At 66.3% G+C, this 18,388-nt stretch carries 16 protein-coding genes, 2 pseudogenes and 1 other annotated feature; of the genes and pseudogenes, 9 read left to right on the top strand and 9 right to left on the bottom strand.

What is annotated here, in order from left to right; genetic code table 11:
- Window positions 1-47: 47 nt before the first annotated feature.
- Both EV643_RS09205 and EV643_RS09200 read left to right on the top strand, forming a co-directional pair.
- Window positions 48-2,252: a beta-glucosidase family protein gene (locus tag EV643_RS09205; protein WP_202869465.1), complete on the top strand. Its 2,205-nt coding sequence runs from the start codon at window positions 48-50 to the stop codon at window positions 2,250-2,252.
- Between the two features lie 206 nt (window positions 2,253-2,458).
- The gene (locus tag EV643_RS09200) at window positions 2,459-3,295 is read left to right on the top strand and encodes an endonuclease/exonuclease/phosphatase family protein (RefSeq protein WP_166665374.1); all 837 of its coding nucleotides are present in this window, start codon (window positions 2,459-2,461) and stop codon (window positions 3,293-3,295) included.
- 133 nt (window positions 3,296-3,428) lie between these two features.
- Here EV643_RS09200 and EV643_RS09195 read toward each other — a convergent pair whose 3' ends face one another.
- The 8 genes from EV643_RS09195 to EV643_RS09160 all read right to left on the bottom strand — a co-directional run bounded on the left by EV643_RS09195 (window position 3,429) and on the right by EV643_RS09160 (window position 12,440).
- Complete coding sequence (locus EV643_RS09195) at window positions 3,429-4,403, bottom strand: Gfo/Idh/MocA family protein (protein ID WP_133799552.1); 975 nt, start codon at window positions 4,401-4,403, stop codon at window positions 3,429-3,431.
- 47 nt (window positions 4,404-4,450) lie between these two features.
- Window positions 4,451-5,413, bottom strand: a complete 963-nt coding sequence (locus EV643_RS09190) for an aldo/keto reductase (RefSeq protein WP_133799551.1) — start codon at window positions 5,411-5,413, stop codon at window positions 4,451-4,453.
- A gap of 58 nt (window positions 5,414-5,471) precedes the next feature.
- A complete protein-coding gene (locus EV643_RS09185; RefSeq protein WP_133799550.1) occupies window positions 5,472-6,488 on the bottom strand; it encodes an NAD-dependent epimerase/dehydratase family protein in 1,017 nt (338 codons plus the stop codon).
- Between the two features lie 73 nt (window positions 6,489-6,561).
- Window positions 6,562-8,667, bottom strand: a complete 2,106-nt coding sequence (locus tag EV643_RS09180) for a GMC family oxidoreductase (protein ID WP_133799549.1) — start codon at window positions 8,665-8,667, stop codon at window positions 6,562-6,564.
- 30 nt (window positions 8,668-8,697) lie between these two features.
- Complete coding sequence (locus EV643_RS09175) at window positions 8,698-9,507, bottom strand: carbohydrate ABC transporter permease (protein ID WP_202869464.1); 810 nt, start codon at window positions 9,505-9,507, stop codon at window positions 8,698-8,700.
- A gap of 62 nt (window positions 9,508-9,569) precedes the next feature.
- Window positions 9,570-10,505, bottom strand: coding sequence for a carbohydrate ABC transporter permease (locus EV643_RS09170; protein WP_133799547.1), 936 nt, complete (start codon window positions 10,503-10,505; stop codon window positions 9,570-9,572).
- 56 nt (window positions 10,506-10,561) lie between these two features.
- Window positions 10,562-11,920, bottom strand: coding sequence for an ABC transporter substrate-binding protein (locus EV643_RS09165; RefSeq protein WP_202869463.1), 1,359 nt, complete (start codon window positions 11,918-11,920; stop codon window positions 10,562-10,564).
- 202 nt (window positions 11,921-12,122) lie between these two features.
- The gene (locus EV643_RS09160; protein ID WP_133799546.1) at window positions 12,123-12,440 is read right to left on the bottom strand and encodes a Tm-1-like ATP-binding domain-containing protein; all 318 of its coding nucleotides are present in this window, start codon (window positions 12,438-12,440) and stop codon (window positions 12,123-12,125) included.
- Here EV643_RS09160 and EV643_RS45475 point away from each other — a divergent pair.
- The 6 genes and pseudogenes from EV643_RS45475 to EV643_RS45465 form a co-directional block, all read left to right on the top strand.
- Complete coding sequence (locus tag EV643_RS45475) at window positions 12,415-12,546, top strand: phosphoenolpyruvate hydrolase family protein (RefSeq protein ID WP_238165464.1); 132 nt, start codon at window positions 12,415-12,417, stop codon at window positions 12,544-12,546. The genes EV643_RS09160 and EV643_RS45475 overlap by 26 nt on opposite strands.
- A 29-nt stretch (window positions 12,547-12,575) precedes the next feature.
- The gene (locus tag EV643_RS45470) at window positions 12,576-12,677 is read left to right on the top strand and encodes a phosphoenolpyruvate hydrolase family protein (RefSeq protein WP_238165463.1); all 102 of its coding nucleotides are present in this window, start codon (window positions 12,576-12,578) and stop codon (window positions 12,675-12,677) included.
- On the top strand, window positions 12,644-12,889 hold the full coding sequence (locus tag EV643_RS44755) for a phosphoenolpyruvate hydrolase family protein (RefSeq protein ID WP_238165462.1): 246 nt from the start codon (window positions 12,644-12,646) through the stop codon (window positions 12,887-12,889). Before EV643_RS45470 ends, EV643_RS44755 begins: the two co-directional genes overlap by 34 nt.
- Before the next feature lie 481 nt (window positions 12,890-13,370).
- Complete coding sequence (locus EV643_RS09150) at window positions 13,371-13,964, top strand: carbonic anhydrase (RefSeq protein WP_133799545.1); 594 nt, start codon at window positions 13,371-13,373, stop codon at window positions 13,962-13,964.
- On the top strand, window positions 13,961-15,472 hold the full coding sequence (locus tag EV643_RS09145) for a SulP family inorganic anion transporter (RefSeq protein WP_202869461.1): 1,512 nt from the start codon (window positions 13,961-13,963) through the stop codon (window positions 15,470-15,472). The genes EV643_RS09150 and EV643_RS09145 overlap by 4 nt, the downstream gene beginning before the upstream one ends.
- Before the next feature lie 178 nt (window positions 15,473-15,650).
- Window positions 15,651-15,914: pseudogene (locus EV643_RS45465) on the top strand (IS1380 family transposase); the annotation flags it as partial.
- Between the two features lie 32 nt (window positions 15,915-15,946).
- On the opposite strand, the gene EV643_RS09140 reads toward EV643_RS45465, so the two are convergent.
- Window positions 15,947-17,172, bottom strand: a protein-coding gene (locus EV643_RS09140) for an IS3 family transposase (RefSeq protein ID WP_238165461.1) whose coding sequence is annotated in 2 segments (ribosomal slippage) — window positions 15,947-16,896 and window positions 16,896-17,172 — 1,227 coding nt in all. Because the reading frame shifts where the segments join, the coding sequence is not laid out codon by codon here.
- Window positions 16,769-16,897, bottom strand: a sequence feature (AL1L pseudoknot). It overlaps the preceding gene by 129 nt.
- A gap of 31 nt (window positions 17,173-17,203) precedes the next feature.
- Between EV643_RS09140 and EV643_RS09135 the strand changes: the two are divergent.
- Window positions 17,204-18,364: pseudogene (locus EV643_RS09135) on the top strand (IS1380 family transposase); the annotation flags it as partial.
- Window positions 18,365-18,388: the final 24 nt, after the last annotated feature.

The following is an 18,388-nucleotide window of genomic DNA, read 5'->3' as shown; positions in this document are numbered from 1 at the left end:
CATGAGCTTGTCCATCCGCGATAGTTACTGGCAGAAAGCGAATCTTCATGAGTAGGGATGTCACGTTTCCCAGCAACATGTACGGAAAATCGGTGGAAGAGGTCCGTGCGGGTGCCGTTGCCGAGGTGGTTGCGGCTGGCCTGTACGCCGAGTTGACCGATGCGGAGCGGCTGGGTCTGCTGGATGGGGATCAGGAGTTCTGGCCGGGCATGCAGGAGTTCTTCGAGGAGGGCTACAACCTGCGGCCGATCGTTCATGGCGCGGTTCCCCGTCTCGGCATCCCTGGCCTGCGCTTCAGTGATGGCCCACGTGGTGTGGTGATGGGCAACTCGACCGCGTTCCCGGTGTCGATGGCGCGCGGGGCGACCTGGGATGTCGGCCTCGAGGAACGCATCGGGGAGGTCATCGGCGCAGAGGCACGCGCCCAGGGAGCCAACTTCTTTGGTGGCGTGTGCATCAACCTGCCCCGCCACCCGGCGTGGGGCCGAGCCCAGGAGACGTACGGCGAAGACCCGGTGGTGCTCGGAGAGTTCGGGGCGGCGCTCACCCGCGGTGTGCAGCGCCACGTCATGGCGTGCGCGAAGCACTACGCCCTCAACTCGATGGAGAACGCCCGGTTCAGTGTCGACGTCACCTGCGACGATGCGACACTGCACGAGGTGTATCTGCCCCACTTCCGCCGGGTCGTCGAGGAAGGTGTCTCCGCGGTCATGAGCGCCTACAACTCGGTCAACGGAGAGTGGTGCGGCCAGAACGAGCCACTGCTGACCGGTGTCTTGCGCGACCAGTGGGGTTTCCGTGGGGTGGTCGTCTCCGACTTCGTGTGGGGGCTGCGTGACGCCGTACTGTCGCTGCGCGCGGGTCTTGACGTCGAGGAACCGTTCCGGCAGCAGCGCGCGCAGCTTCTAGCGAGCGCGCTGGTCGAGGGCCAGGCCAGTTGGAGTGATGTCGAGCGGGCGGGGGTGCGCATCCTCGCAACGCAGCTGCGCCACGCGGCCTCCGTGGACGCCACGGCCCCGGCACGCGATGTCGTGGCGTCTGCCGAACATCGGGCGCTGGCCCGGGAAGCGGCAGCGCTTTCCATGGTGCTGCTGCGCAACGAGCCGGTCGACGGTGCACCGGTGCTGCCGCTATCGGCGGCGGACCTCGGGTCGATCGCGGTGATCGGCCGGCTCGCCGACGAGCCAGGTACCGGCGACCACGGCTCCTCCGATGTCCGCGCACCAGAGGTCGTGACAGCTCTCGAAGGTCTGCGGGCCGCGCTGCCCGGCGTGGACATCCGCCATACCGCCGCCGATGATCCAGCCGAGGCGGCTGCCCTGGCCGCGGCGTGCGACGTGGCAGTGATCGTGGCCGGGTTCACCGCCGAGGACGAAGGTGAGTTCGTCGACCCCGAGGCCTTCGGACGGCCCGAGCTGCGCGCCCTGTATCCGCCGGCCGCGGATCCCGAACTCGCCGAACGGCTGGTCGGCGCCCCCGCAGCCGACCAGAAGTCGCTGGTTGGGAGCGGCAACGTCGGTGGCGACCGCGCGCGACTCACCCTGCGGCCCGTCGACGAGGACATCATCCGCGCTTGCGCCGCCGCGAATCCCCGCACAGTCGTCGCCGTTCGCGCCGCCGGAGCGGTGCTCATGGAGGCCTGGCGCGAGTCCGTCCCGGGGGTGCTGATGGCCTGGTACTCCGGCATGGAGGGCGGCCACGCGCTCGCCGACGTCCTCCTCGGCAACGTCGACGCGACCGGTCGGCTGCCGTTCTCGATCCCCACCGACGAGGCGCACTTACCCGCCTTCGACCCAGACGCCACGGCCATCACCTACGACCGATGGTTCGGCCAACGTCTCCTGGACCGCCTCGGCGTGCAAGCAGCGTACCCACTGGGCTTCGGGCTTTCCTACACAACGTTCGCCCTTGACGGCGCCGACGCCGAGGTCGACCAGGCCGAAACCCTCCGGGTCACCACCACGGTGCGCAACACCGGCGACCGCCCCGGCCGCCACGTCGCCCAGGTCTACGGCGTCCGCCTCGACGGAGACCGCGCCGGCGAACGGGCACTACTCGGCTTCACACCCGTCCACCTCCAACCCGGCGCATCACAAACCATCACGATCACAGCATCACTGCGCCCCCTCGGCCGCTGGACCCCCGACACCCAGCAACTGCGCATCCCGGCCGGCCCGATCCGCATCGAAGTCGCCGCCTGGTCCGGCGACCCCGCCCGCCAGCGAACCGAACTGACCCTGCCCGAGCTCTGAACGCGAGAATGCGCAGAGACCCACGATCGGCCGGCGCAGGGGCGCAGATGAACTACTCACCCAGGCCGCAATGCGATCCGGGCAGAGAGGCCGCAACCGCCATCGGACTTGCCACCACACTGCTTGCGCCGGGTCTGTCTACCTGAACGAATGCGTTCGCGCGGGCCGGCCCGCGCGAACGCACACATTGAATGGAGCCGAGTCGGATGACACTGAGCAGCGAACGCGCCCTCAAGTTGCGGATACTGACCCTCAACGTTGGGGGCTTCGACGGCGCCCCGGAGCGCCAGGCACTGCTACGAAAGGGCATAGCCGACATCGCCCCCGATCTCGTCGCTCTTCAGAACGTCGCCCGCACCGAGGAGCGCGACCAGCTCTCCGAACTGCTCGGCGACACCCCGCTGTACGGGACACACCAGCTCGACGTGCTGCAGGCGTCCTCTGTCGGCACCGCGCTGGCCAGCCGCTGGCAACCGACCGACGTGACCGGCATCCAGCTGCCCGGCGACGAAAATGGCGTAGCCAACGCTCTGGCCGCGGACATCCCACTGCCGGGCGGGCTGCGCCTCGCCTTTCTCGCGGTGAAACCGACCTGGCGTCTCGATGCCGAAGCGGTCCGATGCAAGCAGGCCCGGGCGATTGCCGACCTCGACGCGCGGCGACGGCAGGCGGTGCCCTCGATCATCGCCGGCGACTTCGACGCCACCCCCGACGCCGACTGCATGCGCTACCTCACCGGACGGGCCGCCATCGACGGCCACAGCGTCTACTACCACGATGCCTGGGCCATCGCCGGTGACGGATCCCCCGGTTACACCTGGACCTCCGAGAACGAACTCGCGACGCCAGTCATCGAACAGGTTGTCGGCCAGACAGCCCACGCACGCCGCATCGACCACGTCCTCGTCGGCTCCTGGCACGCCCACCCCGGCTACGCCGCCCGAATCCGCAGCTGCCGGGTTGCCCTCACCGATCCTCCGGTCAGCCAGCACTACGGCGTCGTCGTCGACCTGGAGATCCGGCCGCTGCCATCAGGTGCCTAGCTGGCTCTAGGACCGACCCTGGACGCGCTTCAGGCGCCGCCGCGCTCACCCCGGCTGCCGGCGAGCTTCCGGGCTCATCGCCCGGGAGCTCGCCTCTTGTCCGCTCGGACCTGTCGTGTCGCCCGAGTCCGGACTACATCCACGGCCGATCAAACCCTGCTGCCGCGTAGATCTCGTCGATCACGGTCATGTTCGACACCGAGTCAGCGCCCTCCGTCGGCAACGGGTCACCGGTGCGCAGCGCCGCAACGACCGCTTCGAGCTGGTGGTCGTAGGTCTGTCTTCCGGCGACCGTACACCTGTGGGGCACGTCGTCGAGAACGAACCGGATGCTGTGCCCCGCTGACGGGAACACGATGTTGTCGACCTCGAGGATTCCGCGTTCGGCTTCGATCGAGAGTGACGACCGCAACTGCACGCCTTCGGCCATGCTGGCGTGCACCGTGGCCTCGACCTCGTCATCGAAGCTCAGCCGGGCATCGATGACCCGGTCCGCGCCCGCAGGGTTCAGTTCGGCTTTGGCCTCACGCACTTGCGGGGCATCCCCGAACAGGGCACGCAGCCAATGGACGGGATAGCAGCCGAGATCCATGAGCGCGCCGCCGCCGAGCGCCGGCTCGTGCCGCAAGGTGTTGGGCACGAAAGCGTTGGCACCGGTGAAGACGGCGTCGGCGCGCCGCACCGCGCCGAGTCGGCCGGAACTCACAGTTTCCCGAATCCAAGCGCTCAATGGGTGGTAGTGGTCGTGGAAGGCCTCTACGACGCGGCGATCGGTGGCCCGCGCCGCCTGTAGCACGCGCGAAGCCTCAGCCGCCGTCATGGTGAACGGCTTCTCGCAGAGAACATGTTTGCCGGCCCGCAGCGCAGCGATCGACCACTCTGCATGCGCTGAGGGCGGCAGGGCGTTGTAGACCAGGTCGATCTCCGGATCTGCAAGCAGAGCCTCGTAGGTGTCGTAGCTCCGATCGATGCCGTGCTTCCGTGCATATTCGGCGCCGGCAGAACGCGAGGCCACCGCAACAACCAAGGCGTCGTTACGCCGGCTAACCGGTAGCAGCATCGACTCGACCGCGATGTCTGCGGCGCCTAAAATGCCAATTCTCAGCACGGGACCATCTCCTCCGGTCAGCGGTTCCTGATGTTCGGGTCGTGGGCTCACGCGGGGTCCAGCCAGAGGTCCGATCGTGGCGTCAACTGCTCGAGTTCGTCCCACAGTTCTTCCGGGATGTCGATCGTTGCCAACTCGGCCGTCTGCCGCACGCGCTCCGGCGTCGAGACCCCGACCACGGTGGAGTGCACGAATGGGGCGCGGAGTGAGAACTGCAACGCGGCAGCCGCCAGCGGCACTCCCGCGCGGCTCAGGACGCTCTCCATCGCCGCCGCCGTCGACCCGATCGATTCATCACCGAGGCCATAGGCGTAGCGCTGTTGCCGGTCGGGACCCTTGGCGAGCATGCCACCGCCGTAGGGCGCCGCGTTCAACACACCCATTCCGCGCTCGTGCGCGTCGCGGAACAGTCGGGATGCTGAGCGGTCCAGCAAGGTGTAGCGATTGTGGGTCAGCACCACTTCGAAAGCCCCCGTGTCGACATACTGTTGCATCAGCGCAACCGATCCGCCGGCAACGCCAAGGTGGTCGACCAATCCCTCGTCCTTCAGCTGGACCAATGCCTCCACGGGCCCGCCCGGTGCGATCGCATCGGCGAAGGACATTCGCTCGGGGTCATGCAGGTGGAGCAGTTGAATATGGTCCAAGCCGAGCCGCTCCATGCTCTCTTCGAGTGATCTACGGACCCGCCGACCGGAGAAGTCACCGGTTGCCGGGTCGGGGTCCACTTTCGTCGCCAAGACCATGCCGGACGGCAGTCCGCCGTGACTCCGGAGCGCCAGGCCGATCCGTCGCTCCGCTGCGCCGTCAGCGCCGTAGTCGTTCGAGGTATCGATGAAGTTGAAGGGGCTGTTGAAGACCGACTCGACGGTCTCGACCGCTCGACCTTCGCTCACCGAATAGCCGTAGAGGAGGCTCATGCTCGCGAGTGGGCTCGTGCCGATGCAGATCGAACTGACCTCGAGACCCGTCGAGCCGAGGATTCGCCTCGGTGGCAGCAGCGTCGTCATTTCACATTCCTCATTCCATCGAATTCGTGGACGTCTTGACATCCGTGCGGAGCGCGGCTCACGGCGCCAGCTCCGCGAGCACCTCTGCCGCCCGGTGGCGACCGAGCACCAGGCGATCGAGGACCGCGTCAGTGCTCGGGTCGGGCCGGGTCTCCTCAGGGTGCTGATCGCGCCAGCCGGCCAGACGGCGCACGCCCTCGCTCCAGGTGATCGCCGGGCGGAAGGCCGGCACGAACCGGCGGATCTTGGCGTTGTCGAACACGGCGCTGTGCGCGAGATCGCCGAGAATCAACGTCGACCAGAGCCAGTCGGGCGCAAGCACCGGCAGCAACTCGGACGACAGATGCAACAGCCGCGCCGGCACCGCCGAGACGCGCGCGACGCTGTCGTAGATGTCATCCCAGGTCAGCACCTCGTCCGAGGTGATGTGGAAGCTCTCGCCGATGGCGCCCCAGTTGCCGACCAGGCCAACAAGGCCAACCGCAAAATCCGCCGCGTGGGTGAGGGTCCAGAGGCTGGTGCCATCGCCGGGGACGACGAGCTCGGCACCGCGGGCGATCCGGTCCCAAGCCGTCCAGGCTCCGGGCAGCGGCGGGTGAGCGTCGTCGTAGGTGTGTGAGGGACGCACGATCGTCACCGGGAATGCGCTCTCCTCGTACGCGCCGGCCAGTACTTCCTCGGCCGCGATCTTGTCCCGCGCATACTCGAGAAACAGGTTGTGTCGAGGTGTCGACTCTACGATCGGGACCCGGTGCACCGGCTTGTGGTAGATCGACGCCGAGCTGACATGGATGTATTGCGCGGTGCGTCCGCTCCAGAGCTCCACCGCGGCCGCGGCGTCCTTCTCGCCGAAGCTCAAGAAGTTCACCACGGAATCGAATTGCGTGTCGCCGACCGCGGCGAGGACGGCGTCGCCGTCCTGGACATCAGCGGTCAGGTGCTTCACGCCCTCGGGCAGCCGACGCTTATGGGCCCGGCCGCGGTTGAGCACGTACACGTCCGCGCCCTGCCGCGCGGATTCGGCGACACAGGACCAGCTGATCGTGCCAGTGCCGCCGACATACAGGACCTTCATGTGCGATCTCCTCAGTGTCTGGACTTGTCCCGCGTGCCTGTCTTCGATGACGTTGATGGAACGCTTCCCGGGCTCATGCCCGCCTTCCCGATTCGGCCACGAGCCGCTCGGCGCTGCGGTACGCCAATGCCAGTACAGTCAGCACCGGATTGAATCCCCCGTTGGTGACGTGCAACGACGCGTCCATCACCCACAGGTTGTCGTGCCCGTGGACGCGTCCCCACGGATCGGTCACTGACGTGCCCGGATCCTCGCCCATGCGGCAAGTGCCGGCCTGGTGCTGCCCACCGACGACCTGCGTGGAGATCGGCGTTTGGCTGGGCCACACCCGCGTCGCTCCGGAAGCCTCGAGCCATTCCAAAGCCTTGTCCTGCTGAGCGCGTGCAGCGCGGATCGACTCGTGATGGTGCTGGCCCGACAGCCGCGCCACCGGTATCCCGTAGCGGTCCACGATCCGTCGGTCGAGCGTTACCCGTGCATCCGGCGTCGGCGTCTCCTGGATCGGCCCGAAGACATGGCTGGTACGCCGGTACAGATCGCGCATCGCGTGCTTACCGGCCAGCCCCCAACGGGGAGCATCCGGCGGCAGCGCCCAATGCCAATGCAGGATCGGCAGCTTGACCGCCTCGTTGGCCAGCACACCGCCTCCGATGACACCGGGGAGAGCGTTGACGTAGTCGCAGGTGGCGATCCTCACATTTGGTCCGGGGCCGTCGATCACCGGCGCGTCAAAGAGACCGAAGCCGCTGACGTAAATGTGGCCCTGCAAGTGTCGGCCGACCTGGTCGGAGTGGTTACCCAGACCGTCCGGATGATGAGCCGAACGGCTGTTCAGCAGCAACCGCGCTGTCTCGATCGCGGACGCCGCCAGTACGACGTTCCCGGCTGAGATGACCCGACGCTCGTCCGTCCGGACGTCTACTACCAAGACTCCGCTCACCCGTCCTGAACTTCCGGTGCGCACCTCAACTGCGCGGGCGCCGGTGACCAGGTCGCACCCGGCCGCCACCGCCTTGGGTAACACCGTGTTGTACGGACCGTTCTTGGCATCAGTCGGGCAGGCGAAGCCAACGCACTCACCGCACTGGGCGCACCGGCCCCGGCCAGCCCGCGGCTCGGAATTTATGAGCATCGGCACTGGCCCCGTGCTCAACCCGAGCTTGTCGGCGCCGGCCCGAAGCAGCCGCGCCTCACTGTTGTCGGGCAGCGGCGGCATCGGATACTCCCGGGATCGCAGCCCTTGATTCGCGTGCGCCCGGCCGTCGCCGCAGACGCCGATCTCCTGCTCGGCTCGGTCGTAGTACGGCTCGAGCTCGGCGTAGTCGAAAGGCCAGTCGGCCAGCGAACTTCCGTCCGGGACGCCATGCGTGGACGCGAGTTCGAAGTCGGCCGGCGTCAGCCGCCAGGCCATGCCCTGATACAGCCGGGTTCCGCCGCCCACGGTGTGCGGCAGCGCGCCGTACTCGAATGCCCACGGTGGCACGAGCGTCTCCCGACCGGACGAATCGACCGACAGGCGGTGGCCCGCATCCAGGATCCCCGGCGGTGTGTTGTGGCCGTAAGTGCTCAACCGGTAGTTACGCAGATGATCGGTGCCGACCTGTTCGTAGGTCAGATACTCTCCGCGGTCCAGCACCAAGACCTTCATACCGGCCGCCGTCAGTACCGAAGCCGCCACACCACCTCCGGCGCCGCACCCGACGACGATCACGTCATAGTGATCATTCGCGTCGCACAGCCGTCTGACCGGCAGTCCCATGGGCGGTGTCCCGGCCAACCCCGAGCTCCGCCGTGGCGCCGGGTTGTAGCCGACCATCGGCCAACCGGGCGCGTTGCGCGCGCCGTAGTACTTCTCCACGACCAGCCGAATCATCGTCGACACGAACAACGCGCTGCCGACTGGCCATTCGGCCCGCGTACGGCCCTCGATCAGGTCCTTGATCAAGGCATCCTGGTGCGTGGCGTCGAGCTCGAAGAAGCCCTTCAGGTCGCGGACCGCGACCTCCGCGGACAACGCCTCGAAGCCGGGCTGCAGCAAGTCGGCCCAGAGTTGCCGCTGGAAGCCGGCGGCATCCCGCGCGAGGTCGTCGACGAGTCCGGCCGCCGCCGCCGAAGGGTGCTCATCAGCTGGGATGAGCCGGTCGCAGAACGCCGTTACGACCGTCCAGTCGGCTATCACGGCTGCCCCGTCCCGGCCGCGGAACCACGGTCACTGTCCGGCAAGGGCACCGCCGATACCTCCTACGCTGAAGAATCGGTGGAGCGTGCCGAAGACGATCACTGGTGGCGCGGTCATCACCACGGCAATCGCCATCACCGAACCCCAATCGGTGACGTTCTGCTGGAAGAACGACTCCAAGCCCAGCGGGAGCGTGAACGCGGTGTTGGTACGGATGAAGACGATCGCCACCAGATAGTCGTTCCAGGAAACGAGGAAAGTGAAGATCGCCGTCGAGAGCACGCCCGGCAGCGAGTTGGGCAGCACGATGCGGAGGAAGCTCCCGAACACCGACGCACCGTCGATCCAGGCCGCCTGTTCGAGACTCAGCGGAACTGAGTCCATGTAGGCTGCCATCATCCAGGTCGCCACGGACATCGAAACCCCGACGTACACGATGCCGAGGCCGAGCAGGCTGTCGACGAGGCCGAGCTTGGCGAAGACGATGAACAGCGGGATGACTGACGTGATGACCGGCAGCGACTGGACGACGAACAGCAGCAGCGAGTAGCCGGAGACAGTTCGACCACGACCGCGGGAGAGGACGTAGCCGGCGGGTGCGGCGACGGCGACGGAAACGACGACGGTGCCAAGAGTCACCATCAAGCTGTTGCGCAGCCAGGTCAACGTCTGCGTCGCCTGGAAGACGTTGGTGAAGTTCTCGAAGGTGATTGTGGCTGTACTCGTCGAACCAGTCCCGGGCCGCAGCGACAGGTACACCACGACCGCGACCGGAATCATCGCGATGGCGGTGATCCCCAAGGCCGCCGCGAAGCGCCACCACTGACGACGGGGCCTCATCCGATTCGCCCGCAAGGGCGCGGACCCCGATGATGCGGCGAGCACACGTTCATCGACTGCGGTCATTGATATGTCGCCTTTCGGATCTGCCGGTACAGCAACGTGGACACGACGACGAGGATGAGGGTCATCACGAATGCGATGGCGACCCCCGGGCCGACCTGGAAGTCCTGGAACACCGTCCGGTAGGCGAGCACGACCAGCGGAGTCGTGGAACTCTCCGGCCCGCCGCCCGTCAGCAAGTAGATGGTGGGGAAGTCGTTGACGCAGAAGATCGTCATGAGGATCCACGAGATGTAGGTCGACCGCGCAATCATCGGCAGGCTGATGCCGGTGAACTGCTGCCAACTCGAAGCGCCGTCGACGCGCGCCGCCTCGTAGACCGTCTCATCGATGCTGGACAGCGCGGCGCTGACCATCAGCATCATGAACGGGAACGAGACCCACACCTTGTAGACGCAGACGGTTACCTGGGCCCACGTCGGGTCGGCGAGGAACAGCGGACTGCCGAGCCCCAACGCATGGAACAGCTTCGGCATCGGGCTCGACGATGTTGCCACCAAGTAGTTCATCGAGGTAGCGGATACGACGACCGGCACTACCCACGGCAGCAACAGCAGAACCTTGAACAGGCCGCGGCCGGGAAACTTGCTGCGCAACAGGAGCGCGAGGCCGAGCCCGACGAGCCAGCTGCCGAACACGCCGACCACCGTGAAGACCACGGTGAACTTGGCTGCGTCCCAGAACGCGGCGCTCGTCAGCGTGTTGCCGTAGTTGGAGAGACCGACGTACGAGCCACCCGTGATCAGCGTCCCGTCGTGCACCGACTGAAACGCCGCGTAGCCCAACGGATACGCGGTGATCAGCAGCAGGAGGAAGGCCGACGGGGTGACGAGCAGAAGCATCGTTACCCGTACGGAGGTGAGCCGCGGGCGGCGACGGACCGGCCGGTGCAGGCCGGCGACAACGTGCTCGGTGCCCGCTGGGCTAATAGTCATTGGCAATCCAGCCTTCACTACAGGAGCCGTCCGCCGGGGCGACCCGCCTTCTGTGGCTACTTAATGAGGGCGCTCAGGGCGTCCTGGAAGGTCCGCAGGGCCGCCTTCGCGTCGGTGCGGCCGGCGAACATGGTCTGCGCGAAGGAGCTGATCGCCTGGCCACTGTCGATCTTGGCGAGGGCGGGCGTCAGCTCAGTGGCCTGGGCGGCGAAGGACTTGCCGATCGGCTGCCAGTCCTGGATGACGTCCACTTTGTTCTTCTGCTTCTGGAACTCGGGCAGCGCGACAATCGATTTCAGGGTGGGCAGACCGGGGACGAGGTTCTGCTGCCAGTACGTCTTCATGTTCTTCACGTAGTACGTCAGGAAGGCCTCCGAGCCCTCCTGGGACGGCGTATTGCTGTACATCATGATGTTGTTGATGAAGGTGAGGCAGGCCTTGTCGCCGTGCGGTCCCGCGAGCGGCTTCATCACCAGCAGGTCACCCGACGTGTCACCGAGGATGCTGTCCAGGCCCGGCGTGTCGATTCCCATCACGAACTTCTTGTTCTTCCACTGCGAGTTCACGTTGTCGATGGTGTAACCCACCGCGCGCGGGTCGATGATCTTGTTCGAAACGAGCTCGCGGACGAACTCCATCGCCTCGATGTTGCGGTCGTTCAGCAGATCGAGCTCGCCGCCCGCGTTGAATATCCCGCCGCCGTTGTTGACCATCATCATCAGCATCTGTTGCCCGCCGATCGGCTGGCCCGCGCCGGCGCCGGCCGCAAATCCGTAGTATCCCTGAGCCGCCAGTTTCTTGCCGGTCGACAGCAACTCGGGCCATGTCGTCGGCGGCTCTACCCCTACCTGGTCCATGACGGACTTGCGGTACCACCACACGCGAATGTCGATCGCCCACGGGACCGCGGCGTAACCCTTCTCCGTCTTCATTGCCTCAATGGTGCCCGGCAGGAAGTCGTCGTAGGTCCCGTCCTTCTTGAAGGTGTCGATCAGGTGGTCGGCATAGGCGATCGCGCCCTCCGAGGCGAACTGGAAGGCCTGGAAACCGCCGCCCGTGCTCACCGCTGGCCCGGTGTTGGACGCCACGGCCGCCGAAAACGTCTGCGTGAAATTCGCCCATTGAATCTGTTGGTACTGCGCCGTCGGCAGTCCCGTTGCCGGCTGGTAGGCCTCGGTGAGTCGCTTCGCCGCTGGCGAGTAAGCCGTCCCACCCCAAGGCATGTCCCAGAACTTCAGCGGGCCGGAGCCCGTGGCAGCACCACTGCTGCAAGCGGCCAGCAGCGGCGACACGGCCGCGGCGCCGGCAACACCACCAGCAAGTCCGAGGAACCCACGCCGCGAAACGCCGACGTGGCCGAGCCCTTGATTCTTCGCCATCGAAGTCGTCCTGTCTGATCGCTGGGCTTCACGCACGTGAGCACGTGATCGGTCTTACATTTGTTCGTTCGGGCTCTGAACGTAATGTAAGACCGAGCCCTCGTCAATGGTTCGACCTCCGGACTATTACGACTGGGACCGTGACCACACCGGGAGCAGACCCAACTCGACGCCGCACAGCATTGAACGCCGGCGAGGATGTCTTGCGCCCCCTCGGACCGCGGAAGGCTGCGGCGCGTCAGTGCGGAGCGGGGCTGTCAGTGGTGACGTAGTCGAGAAGTGAGTCAACCATGGCGGTTGCGAAGGCCGGATCGTTGATCGCGTGATCCAGTTCGACGACCTCCACATTCGGGCTGACGTTCTTCCGGACCGCGTCGAACAGCGCCTCGTCGGCGGCCGGGTCGTAGAACGGGCCGCCTTGGACGGCGATTGCTGAAACGCCCCGCAAGGGCAGGAAGACGGCAGACAGCCGTATCCAGTGCCGCAGCCACCACCGGGCCGCGAGGACGAGTTCATGAGGGAGATTGAGTGTGGGACGAATCGAGCGCGACGACATCCTGCGGCGGTTGCGCGGCAACGTAGAGCGGCACGAGCCGATCGTCGGCGGCGGCGCAGGCACGGGGCTGTCCGCCAAGTGCGAGGAGGCCGGGGGATCGATCTAATTATCGTCTACAACTCCGGGCGATTCCGGATGGCGGGCCGTGGTTCGCTGGCCGGCCGGCCTGCTGCCTATGGCAACGCGAACGACTCGTGCTCGAGATGGCGTCCGAGATCGATGACTGTGTGCAGCTGAGCAACGGGTGGTCCGAGGCTGCCCGGAGTGTGCGGGAAGACGTCCTCGTGCTCGTGCACGGCGGACCGGTGGCGGAGCCCGGCGACGCGGAGTCCGTGCTTCGCAAGACCACCGGTGTCCACGGCTTTTACGGCGCCTCCTCGATGGAGCGGCTCCCGGTCGAACGAGCGCTCACCGAGCAGACCCACGCGTTCTCCGAGATCACCTTCTGAGGAGAGATTTCACCGACCACGACTTCCCAGAACCAAGGGCTGGCCGGGGCGCTCTCGACGAGTTGACGCCATCGCGACGCGCCGGGAGCCACCTGCTGCTAGGCCTGTCCCGTGCAGGTGTGCTGCAGGGCTGCAGGTGACAGTTGCCAGAGGCAAATCCAGCGCTGCTCGCCGTGCCCAGCGCCCTCCCGTGTCCGCATCCTCTGTGGTCTTCTGGTTTGTTGCCCTGATCAACGGTGCGCGAAGCCCGTAACAGGGCGTTCACGTTGGGCTTCGGCGGGTTTTCGCCCTTGTCAGGCACGATCGTGAGTGTCAGCAGCACCCGCTGATCGCGCAACCCTGGCAGCCGCCGCGTTCTCGGCGAGCGGCTGATTTGGCGCGTCCACATGCTTTCAAGGAGTCCAGATCGGACCAAGCAGTCTCAACTTACGACTTTCACCACAGCCGACATGTCCAACAGCCCATGGGGAGGCACCAAGACATGCAGCACCTGATAGACAACGCCCGTTCGTTCTCACTTCGCAGCGCCCGTGCGGCAAGCGGGCTCAGCCGATTCGCCGGCGGGCAGGAACCGCTCGCCTTGTTCATCACCTGTTCCGACTCCCGAGTCGTCCCATCGCTGATCACCGGAGCCGGCCCGGGCGAGCTCTTCGAACTGCGGACAGCAGGCAACATCGTTCCGCGCCATGACCGGCCGCACGCCGCCGGTGAGGCGGCCACCATCGAATACGCGGTCGAGGTACTCGGCGTCGCCGACATCGTCGTCTGCGGCCACTCGCACTGCGGCGCCGTCGGCGCGATGGCGCGGCGGGAGGACTTGACCGCGGCACCCAAGGTCCGCGACTGGCTCGAGCAAGCGACGCCCCTGCCGGATGACCTCGGATCTACTGACGCCGACGTTGCCAATGCGGTTCAGGTCCATGTCCTCGACCAGCTCGAGCGACTGCGCGCTTATCCAGGCATCGCACGGCGGCTGGCCGATGGCAGGCTCGGTCTCCACGGCTGGTTCTACGAGGTTCACACCGGCTCCGTGCTGGCACATCGTCCGCACGCCGACGAATTCCTTCCGCTGTGAGGGCGCGACTCATGCTGGGCCGCGAGCAGGCCATTGGTCGCCGCCGCAAAGACCGCGGACTCTCCGACCTCCGGGCTGACTTCACCGCGTCCCTCGTCGTCTTCCTCGTCGCCCTGCCCCTGTGCGTCGGCGTTGCCGTCGCCTCCGGAGTACCGGCCGAGCTCGGTCTGGTCACGGGCATCGTCGGGGGTTTGGTGACCGGCTTGCTGCCGGGTAGCAGCCTTCAGGTCAGCGGTCCGGCGGCCGGGCTGACGGTTCTGGTCTTCGAGGCCGTGCAGGCGTACGGCCTACCGATGCTGGGCGTGTTAGTGCTCGCCGCGGGTGTGTTGCAACTCGCGATGGGTGCGTTGCGGCTCGGTCGGTGGTTCCGGGCCATCTCTGTTGCGGTTGTCGAGGGAATGCTCGCCGGGATCGGGCTCGTGTTGATCGCCGGTCAACTGTATGCGCTGGCCGACATGGAGGCACCGGCCAGTGGCCTCGACAAGCTCGCCGGACTGCCCGGCCTGTTGGTCAGCGCTATCGGCTCCAGCACGTCGCTCACCGCCCTCGCGCTCGGTACGGGCACCATCGTGGTGCTCGTACTGTGGAGAAGGCTGCCAGCTGCGGCGCAGGTGATTCCCGCACCGTTGGCCGCGGTTGGTCTGGCGACGGCCGCCTCGGTTGCCTTCGCGCTGCCCGTGGCCAAGGTCGAGGTACGTGGGCTCCTGGAATCGATCCAGCCGCCAGGCTTGGGGGATTTCGGGCAGTTGGCCGAGGCCGGTGTGATCGGCACCGTCCTGGCCTTCACCCTCATCGCCTCAGCGGAGAGCCTGTTCAGCGCGGCCGCCGTCGATCGACTGCACGACGGGCCCCGCACTCAGTACGACAAGGAGCTGATGGCTCAGGGGGCAGGCAACGCCGTCTGCGGCCTGCTCGGCGCCCTTCCGATGACCGCAGTCATCGTCCGCAGCTCTGCCAACGTCCACGCCGGCGCGAGAACGAAAGCATCCCGCGTGCTGCACGGCGTCTGGTTGTTGCTTTTCGCTGCGCTCCTACCGGCAGCGCTCGGCATTATCCCGGTCGCAGCACTCGCAGGTGTCCTCGTCCACGCTGGTTACAAGCTCATCCCAGCCAATGGTCTTCTCCCCCTGTGGCGCGCACACCGTGGCGAAGCGCTGATCCTCGTGGTCACAGCAGTCGCCATCGTGGCGGTCAGCATGTTCGAGGGCGTCCTCATCGGACTGGCTCTTGCCGTCGCCAAGACGGCCTGGGACACCTCACACGTCCGCCTGGAGGTGACCGACGAAGGAACCGGGCCGATCACGGCGCGACTGACCGGCAACGCCACCTTCCTGCGCCTCCCGAAGATCCTCGACGCCCTCGAGGCTCTCCCGAAGGATCGGCCCATCGAGTTGCACACGGCAGGCCTGCACCACCTCGACCACGCTTGCAAGACGTCCCTGGAGAACTGGGCCGCACGGCACACCACCGCGGACACCGAGCCGGTCAAGGTGACCTCCGGCCGTTGACACGACAGTGAGCAGCTAAGCCTCGATCCGTGGAGGGTCCGCGGCTGAGGGGTGTTCTTTCGGCGGGGCGGACGTAGAAGTGCCTTCTGGGGCACAAGAATCGGGAGTGTCGACGTCCTGATCGCTTCGCACCCAGAAGGCACTGGAAGTGAAACTACCTGATACGTGGTCCAAGGCCATGCCGTTGTTCGATGATGAGCACCTCGTGTCGTGTGCGGGTTTGGTGCCGGTGATGACGCTGGCCGAGCAGGCCGGGCTGTCGGAGCTGGTCGCCGAGCGGGTCGGGCTCGGCGCGACAGGAGTGAAGTCGGCGGGGGTGAATCCGGCCGGGAAGGTCACCTCGGTCGTGGCTGGGATGGCCGCGGAGGCGGACAGTATCGATGACTTGCAGGTGATCCGTTCCGGTGGCATGAACCGCCTCTTCGAGCAGGTGAACCGCCCCGGGTTCGGTAGAGACTCGTCACTGGGGTCTTCTCAGGCGGCCAGAGGGATCAGGTCGCCCAGTTCGTACAGTGCTTCGAACTCTGCCGGTGGCCTATATCCACAGGCCCCGTGAAGTCGTCGATTGTTATACCAATCCACCCATGCGGCGGTCGCAATCTCGACTTCGCGCCTATTGTGCCACGGCCCATTCGGCTTTATCAACTCGGTCTTGTAAAGACCGATGGTCGATTCCGCGAGCGCATTGTCCAGCGCGTCACCAACGGTCCCGATTGACGCGTCAATACCGGCCTCGACAAGATGTGTCGTGAACCGAAATGAGGTATATTGACTACCGGCATCGGAGTGGTGGACAAGTTTATCCTCGCCGTCGATGACTCGATAGTCACGGACTTTCAGGCCCATTTCGATGGTGTCGAGCACGAGGTCGGTCTCCTTGGACATGCTAACCTTCCATCCGACGATCCTGCGGGAGAACACATCGATGCAGAACGCGGTGTAGCAGGTGCCGGCACCGGAGGCGACGTAGGTGAAGTCCGCCACCCACAGTCTGTTCGGTGCGCCGGCGACGAAGTGGCGTTTGACCAGGTCGCCTGCTCGTATGCCGTCCTTGTCGGACACGGTGGTGCGCACCGTCTTCCCGCGCAGGGCGCCGGTGATGCCCAGCGTGCGCATCAGCCGCTCGACGCGGCCGCGCCCGACCTTGATGCCTTGGCGGTTCAACTCGTGCCAGATCTTGTCGGCACCGTACACGGAGTAGTTCTCCTTGTGCACACGCTTGATTTCTTCCATGAGTTCTTCGTCGCGTTTCTGACGTTTCGATTTCGGGCGCGTCAGGGCGGCGTAATAGGTGGACGGGGCGATCTTCAGGCCGAACTCGGTCAGCACGGCACAGATCGGCTCGACCCCGAACCGGTTCTGATAATCTGTGATAAACGCTACGAGCGTGGCAGTCGAGGGTCGAGCTCCCTCGCGAAGAAAGCCGACGCCGCCTTCAAAATCTCATTCGCCCGCCGCAATTCCGCATTCTCCCGGCGCAGCCGCTTCAACTCCTCCGACTCCTCACTCGAAGGACCAGCCCGCCGGCCCGCGTCGACCTCAGCCTGACGCACCCACTTCCGCAGCGTCTCGCTCGTCACGTTCACCTTCGCCGCGACCGAACAGATCGCCGCCCACTGCGACTCATGATCCTTCTCGGTCTCGAACACCAACTCCACTGCACGCCGCCGTGTCTCGGCGCTGTACTTCACGCGGGCCATACATCCATCCTCTTCTACTCAAGGACGGAGCCTCCATCTGACCCGGGGCGGTTCACAGGTGTATGCGCCGGCCACGCTGGGGCAGTTTCTGCGCGAGTTCACTCATGGGCATTGTTTGCAGTTGGCGTCGGTGGCGCGGACGCACCTGCTGAGGCTGGTCGAGCGGACCGGCCTGTTGCCGGGGATCGAGTCCCGGGCGTATGTGGACATCGACTCGTTGCTGCGCCCGGTGTACGGGCACGCCAAGCAGGGCGCTGGGTTCGGGCACACCAAGATCTCCGGCAAACAGGTCCTCCGCAAGGGCCTGTCCCCGCTGGCCACCACGATCTCCACCGAGCAGGGCGCCCCGGTGGTGGCGGGGATCCGGCTGCGCGGCGGCAAGACCGGCTCAGGTAAGGGCGCGGCGTCGATGGTCCGCGAGGCGATCAAGGTCGCCCGCGCGGCCGGCGCGACCGGTGAGATCCTGGTGCGCGGCGATTCGGCGTACGGCAACAGCGCGGTCGTCGCCGCGTGTGTGAAGGCCGGGGTGTGGTTCTCGGTGGTGCTGACCAAGAACCCGGCCGTGCAGCGGGCCATCGACACCATCGCCGACGACGCCTGGACGCCGGTGCGCTACCCCGGCGCGGTGCTCGATCCCGACACCGGTGAGCTGATCAGTGATGCCGAGGTCGCCGAGGTCGAGTTCACCGCGTTCGCCTCCACCAAGCATCCGGTCACCGCCCGGCTGATCGTGCGCCGGGTCCGTGACCAGACCAAGCTCGACGAGCTGTTCGCTGTCTGGCGGCACCACCCGTTCTTCACCAACAGCACCGAGTCGACCGTCGATGCCGATCTCACCCACCGCGGCCACGCGATCGTCGAGACCGTGTTCGCCGACCTCATCGACGGGCCCCTGGCCCACCTGCCGTCCGGCCGGTTCGCGGCCAACAGCGCGTGGGCGATCTGCGCGATGATCACCCACAACCTGCTCCGCGCCATCGCCACGCTCGACAACACCCCACACAGCGGCAAGCTCGCGGTGGCTCGCGGGGCCACCCTGCGTCGGCGCATCGTCAACATCCCCGCACGCCTGGCCCGCCCGCAACGCCGCCCGGTCCTGCACCTACCCGCGCACTGGCCCTGGGCCAAGCAATGGTTGACGATCTGGCACCACGTCTTCGGAACCACCCCGGCACCACCCGCCACCGTCTGACCCATCCACCCGCCAACCCCAGGC

The sequence above is a fragment of the Kribbella caucasensis genome, from assembly GCF_004361855.1.
GTDB lineage: Bacteria > Actinomycetota > Actinomycetes > Propionibacteriales > Kribbellaceae > Kribbella > Kribbella caucasensis.
Note: the sequence above shows the minus strand (reverse complement) of the source record. Positions and strands in the feature narration are given on the sequence as shown.

What these genes read in the sequence shown, in the direction of transcription:
- EV643_RS09205 (WP_202869465.1), top strand. Translation starts at nt 48, where the DNA reads ATGAGTAGGGATGTCACGTTTCCCAGCAACATGTACGGAAAATCGGTG.
- EV643_RS09200 (WP_166665374.1), top strand. Translation starts at nt 2,459, where the DNA reads ATGACACTGAGCAGCGAACGCGCCCTCAAGTTGCGGATACTGACCCTC.
- EV643_RS09190 (WP_133799551.1), bottom strand. Translation starts at nt 5,413, where the DNA reads ATGACGACGCTGCTGCCACCGAGGCGAATCCTCGGCTCGACGGGTCTC.
- EV643_RS09185 (WP_133799550.1), bottom strand. Translation starts at nt 6,488, where the DNA reads ATGAAGGTCCTGTATGTCGGCGGCACTGGCACGATCAGCTGGTCCTGT.
- EV643_RS09175 (WP_202869464.1), bottom strand. Translation starts at nt 9,507, where the DNA reads ATGAGGCCCCGTCGTCAGTGGTGGCGCTTCGCGGCGGCCTTGGGGATC.
- EV643_RS09170 (WP_133799547.1), bottom strand. Translation starts at nt 10,505, where the DNA reads ATGACTATTAGCCCAGCGGGCACCGAGCACGTTGTCGCCGGCCTGCAC.
- EV643_RS09160 (WP_133799546.1), bottom strand. Translation starts at nt 12,440, where the DNA reads ATGTCGTCGCGCTCGATTCGTCCCACACTCAATCTCCCTCATGAACTC.
- EV643_RS45470 (WP_238165463.1), top strand. Translation starts at nt 12,576, where the DNA reads ATGGCGGGCCGTGGTTCGCTGGCCGGCCGGCCTGCTGCCTATGGCAAC.
- EV643_RS44755 (WP_238165462.1), top strand. Translation starts at nt 12,644, where the DNA reads ATGGCGTCCGAGATCGATGACTGTGTGCAGCTGAGCAACGGGTGGTCC.
- EV643_RS09150 (WP_133799545.1), top strand. Translation starts at nt 13,371, where the DNA reads ATGCAGCACCTGATAGACAACGCCCGTTCGTTCTCACTTCGCAGCGCC.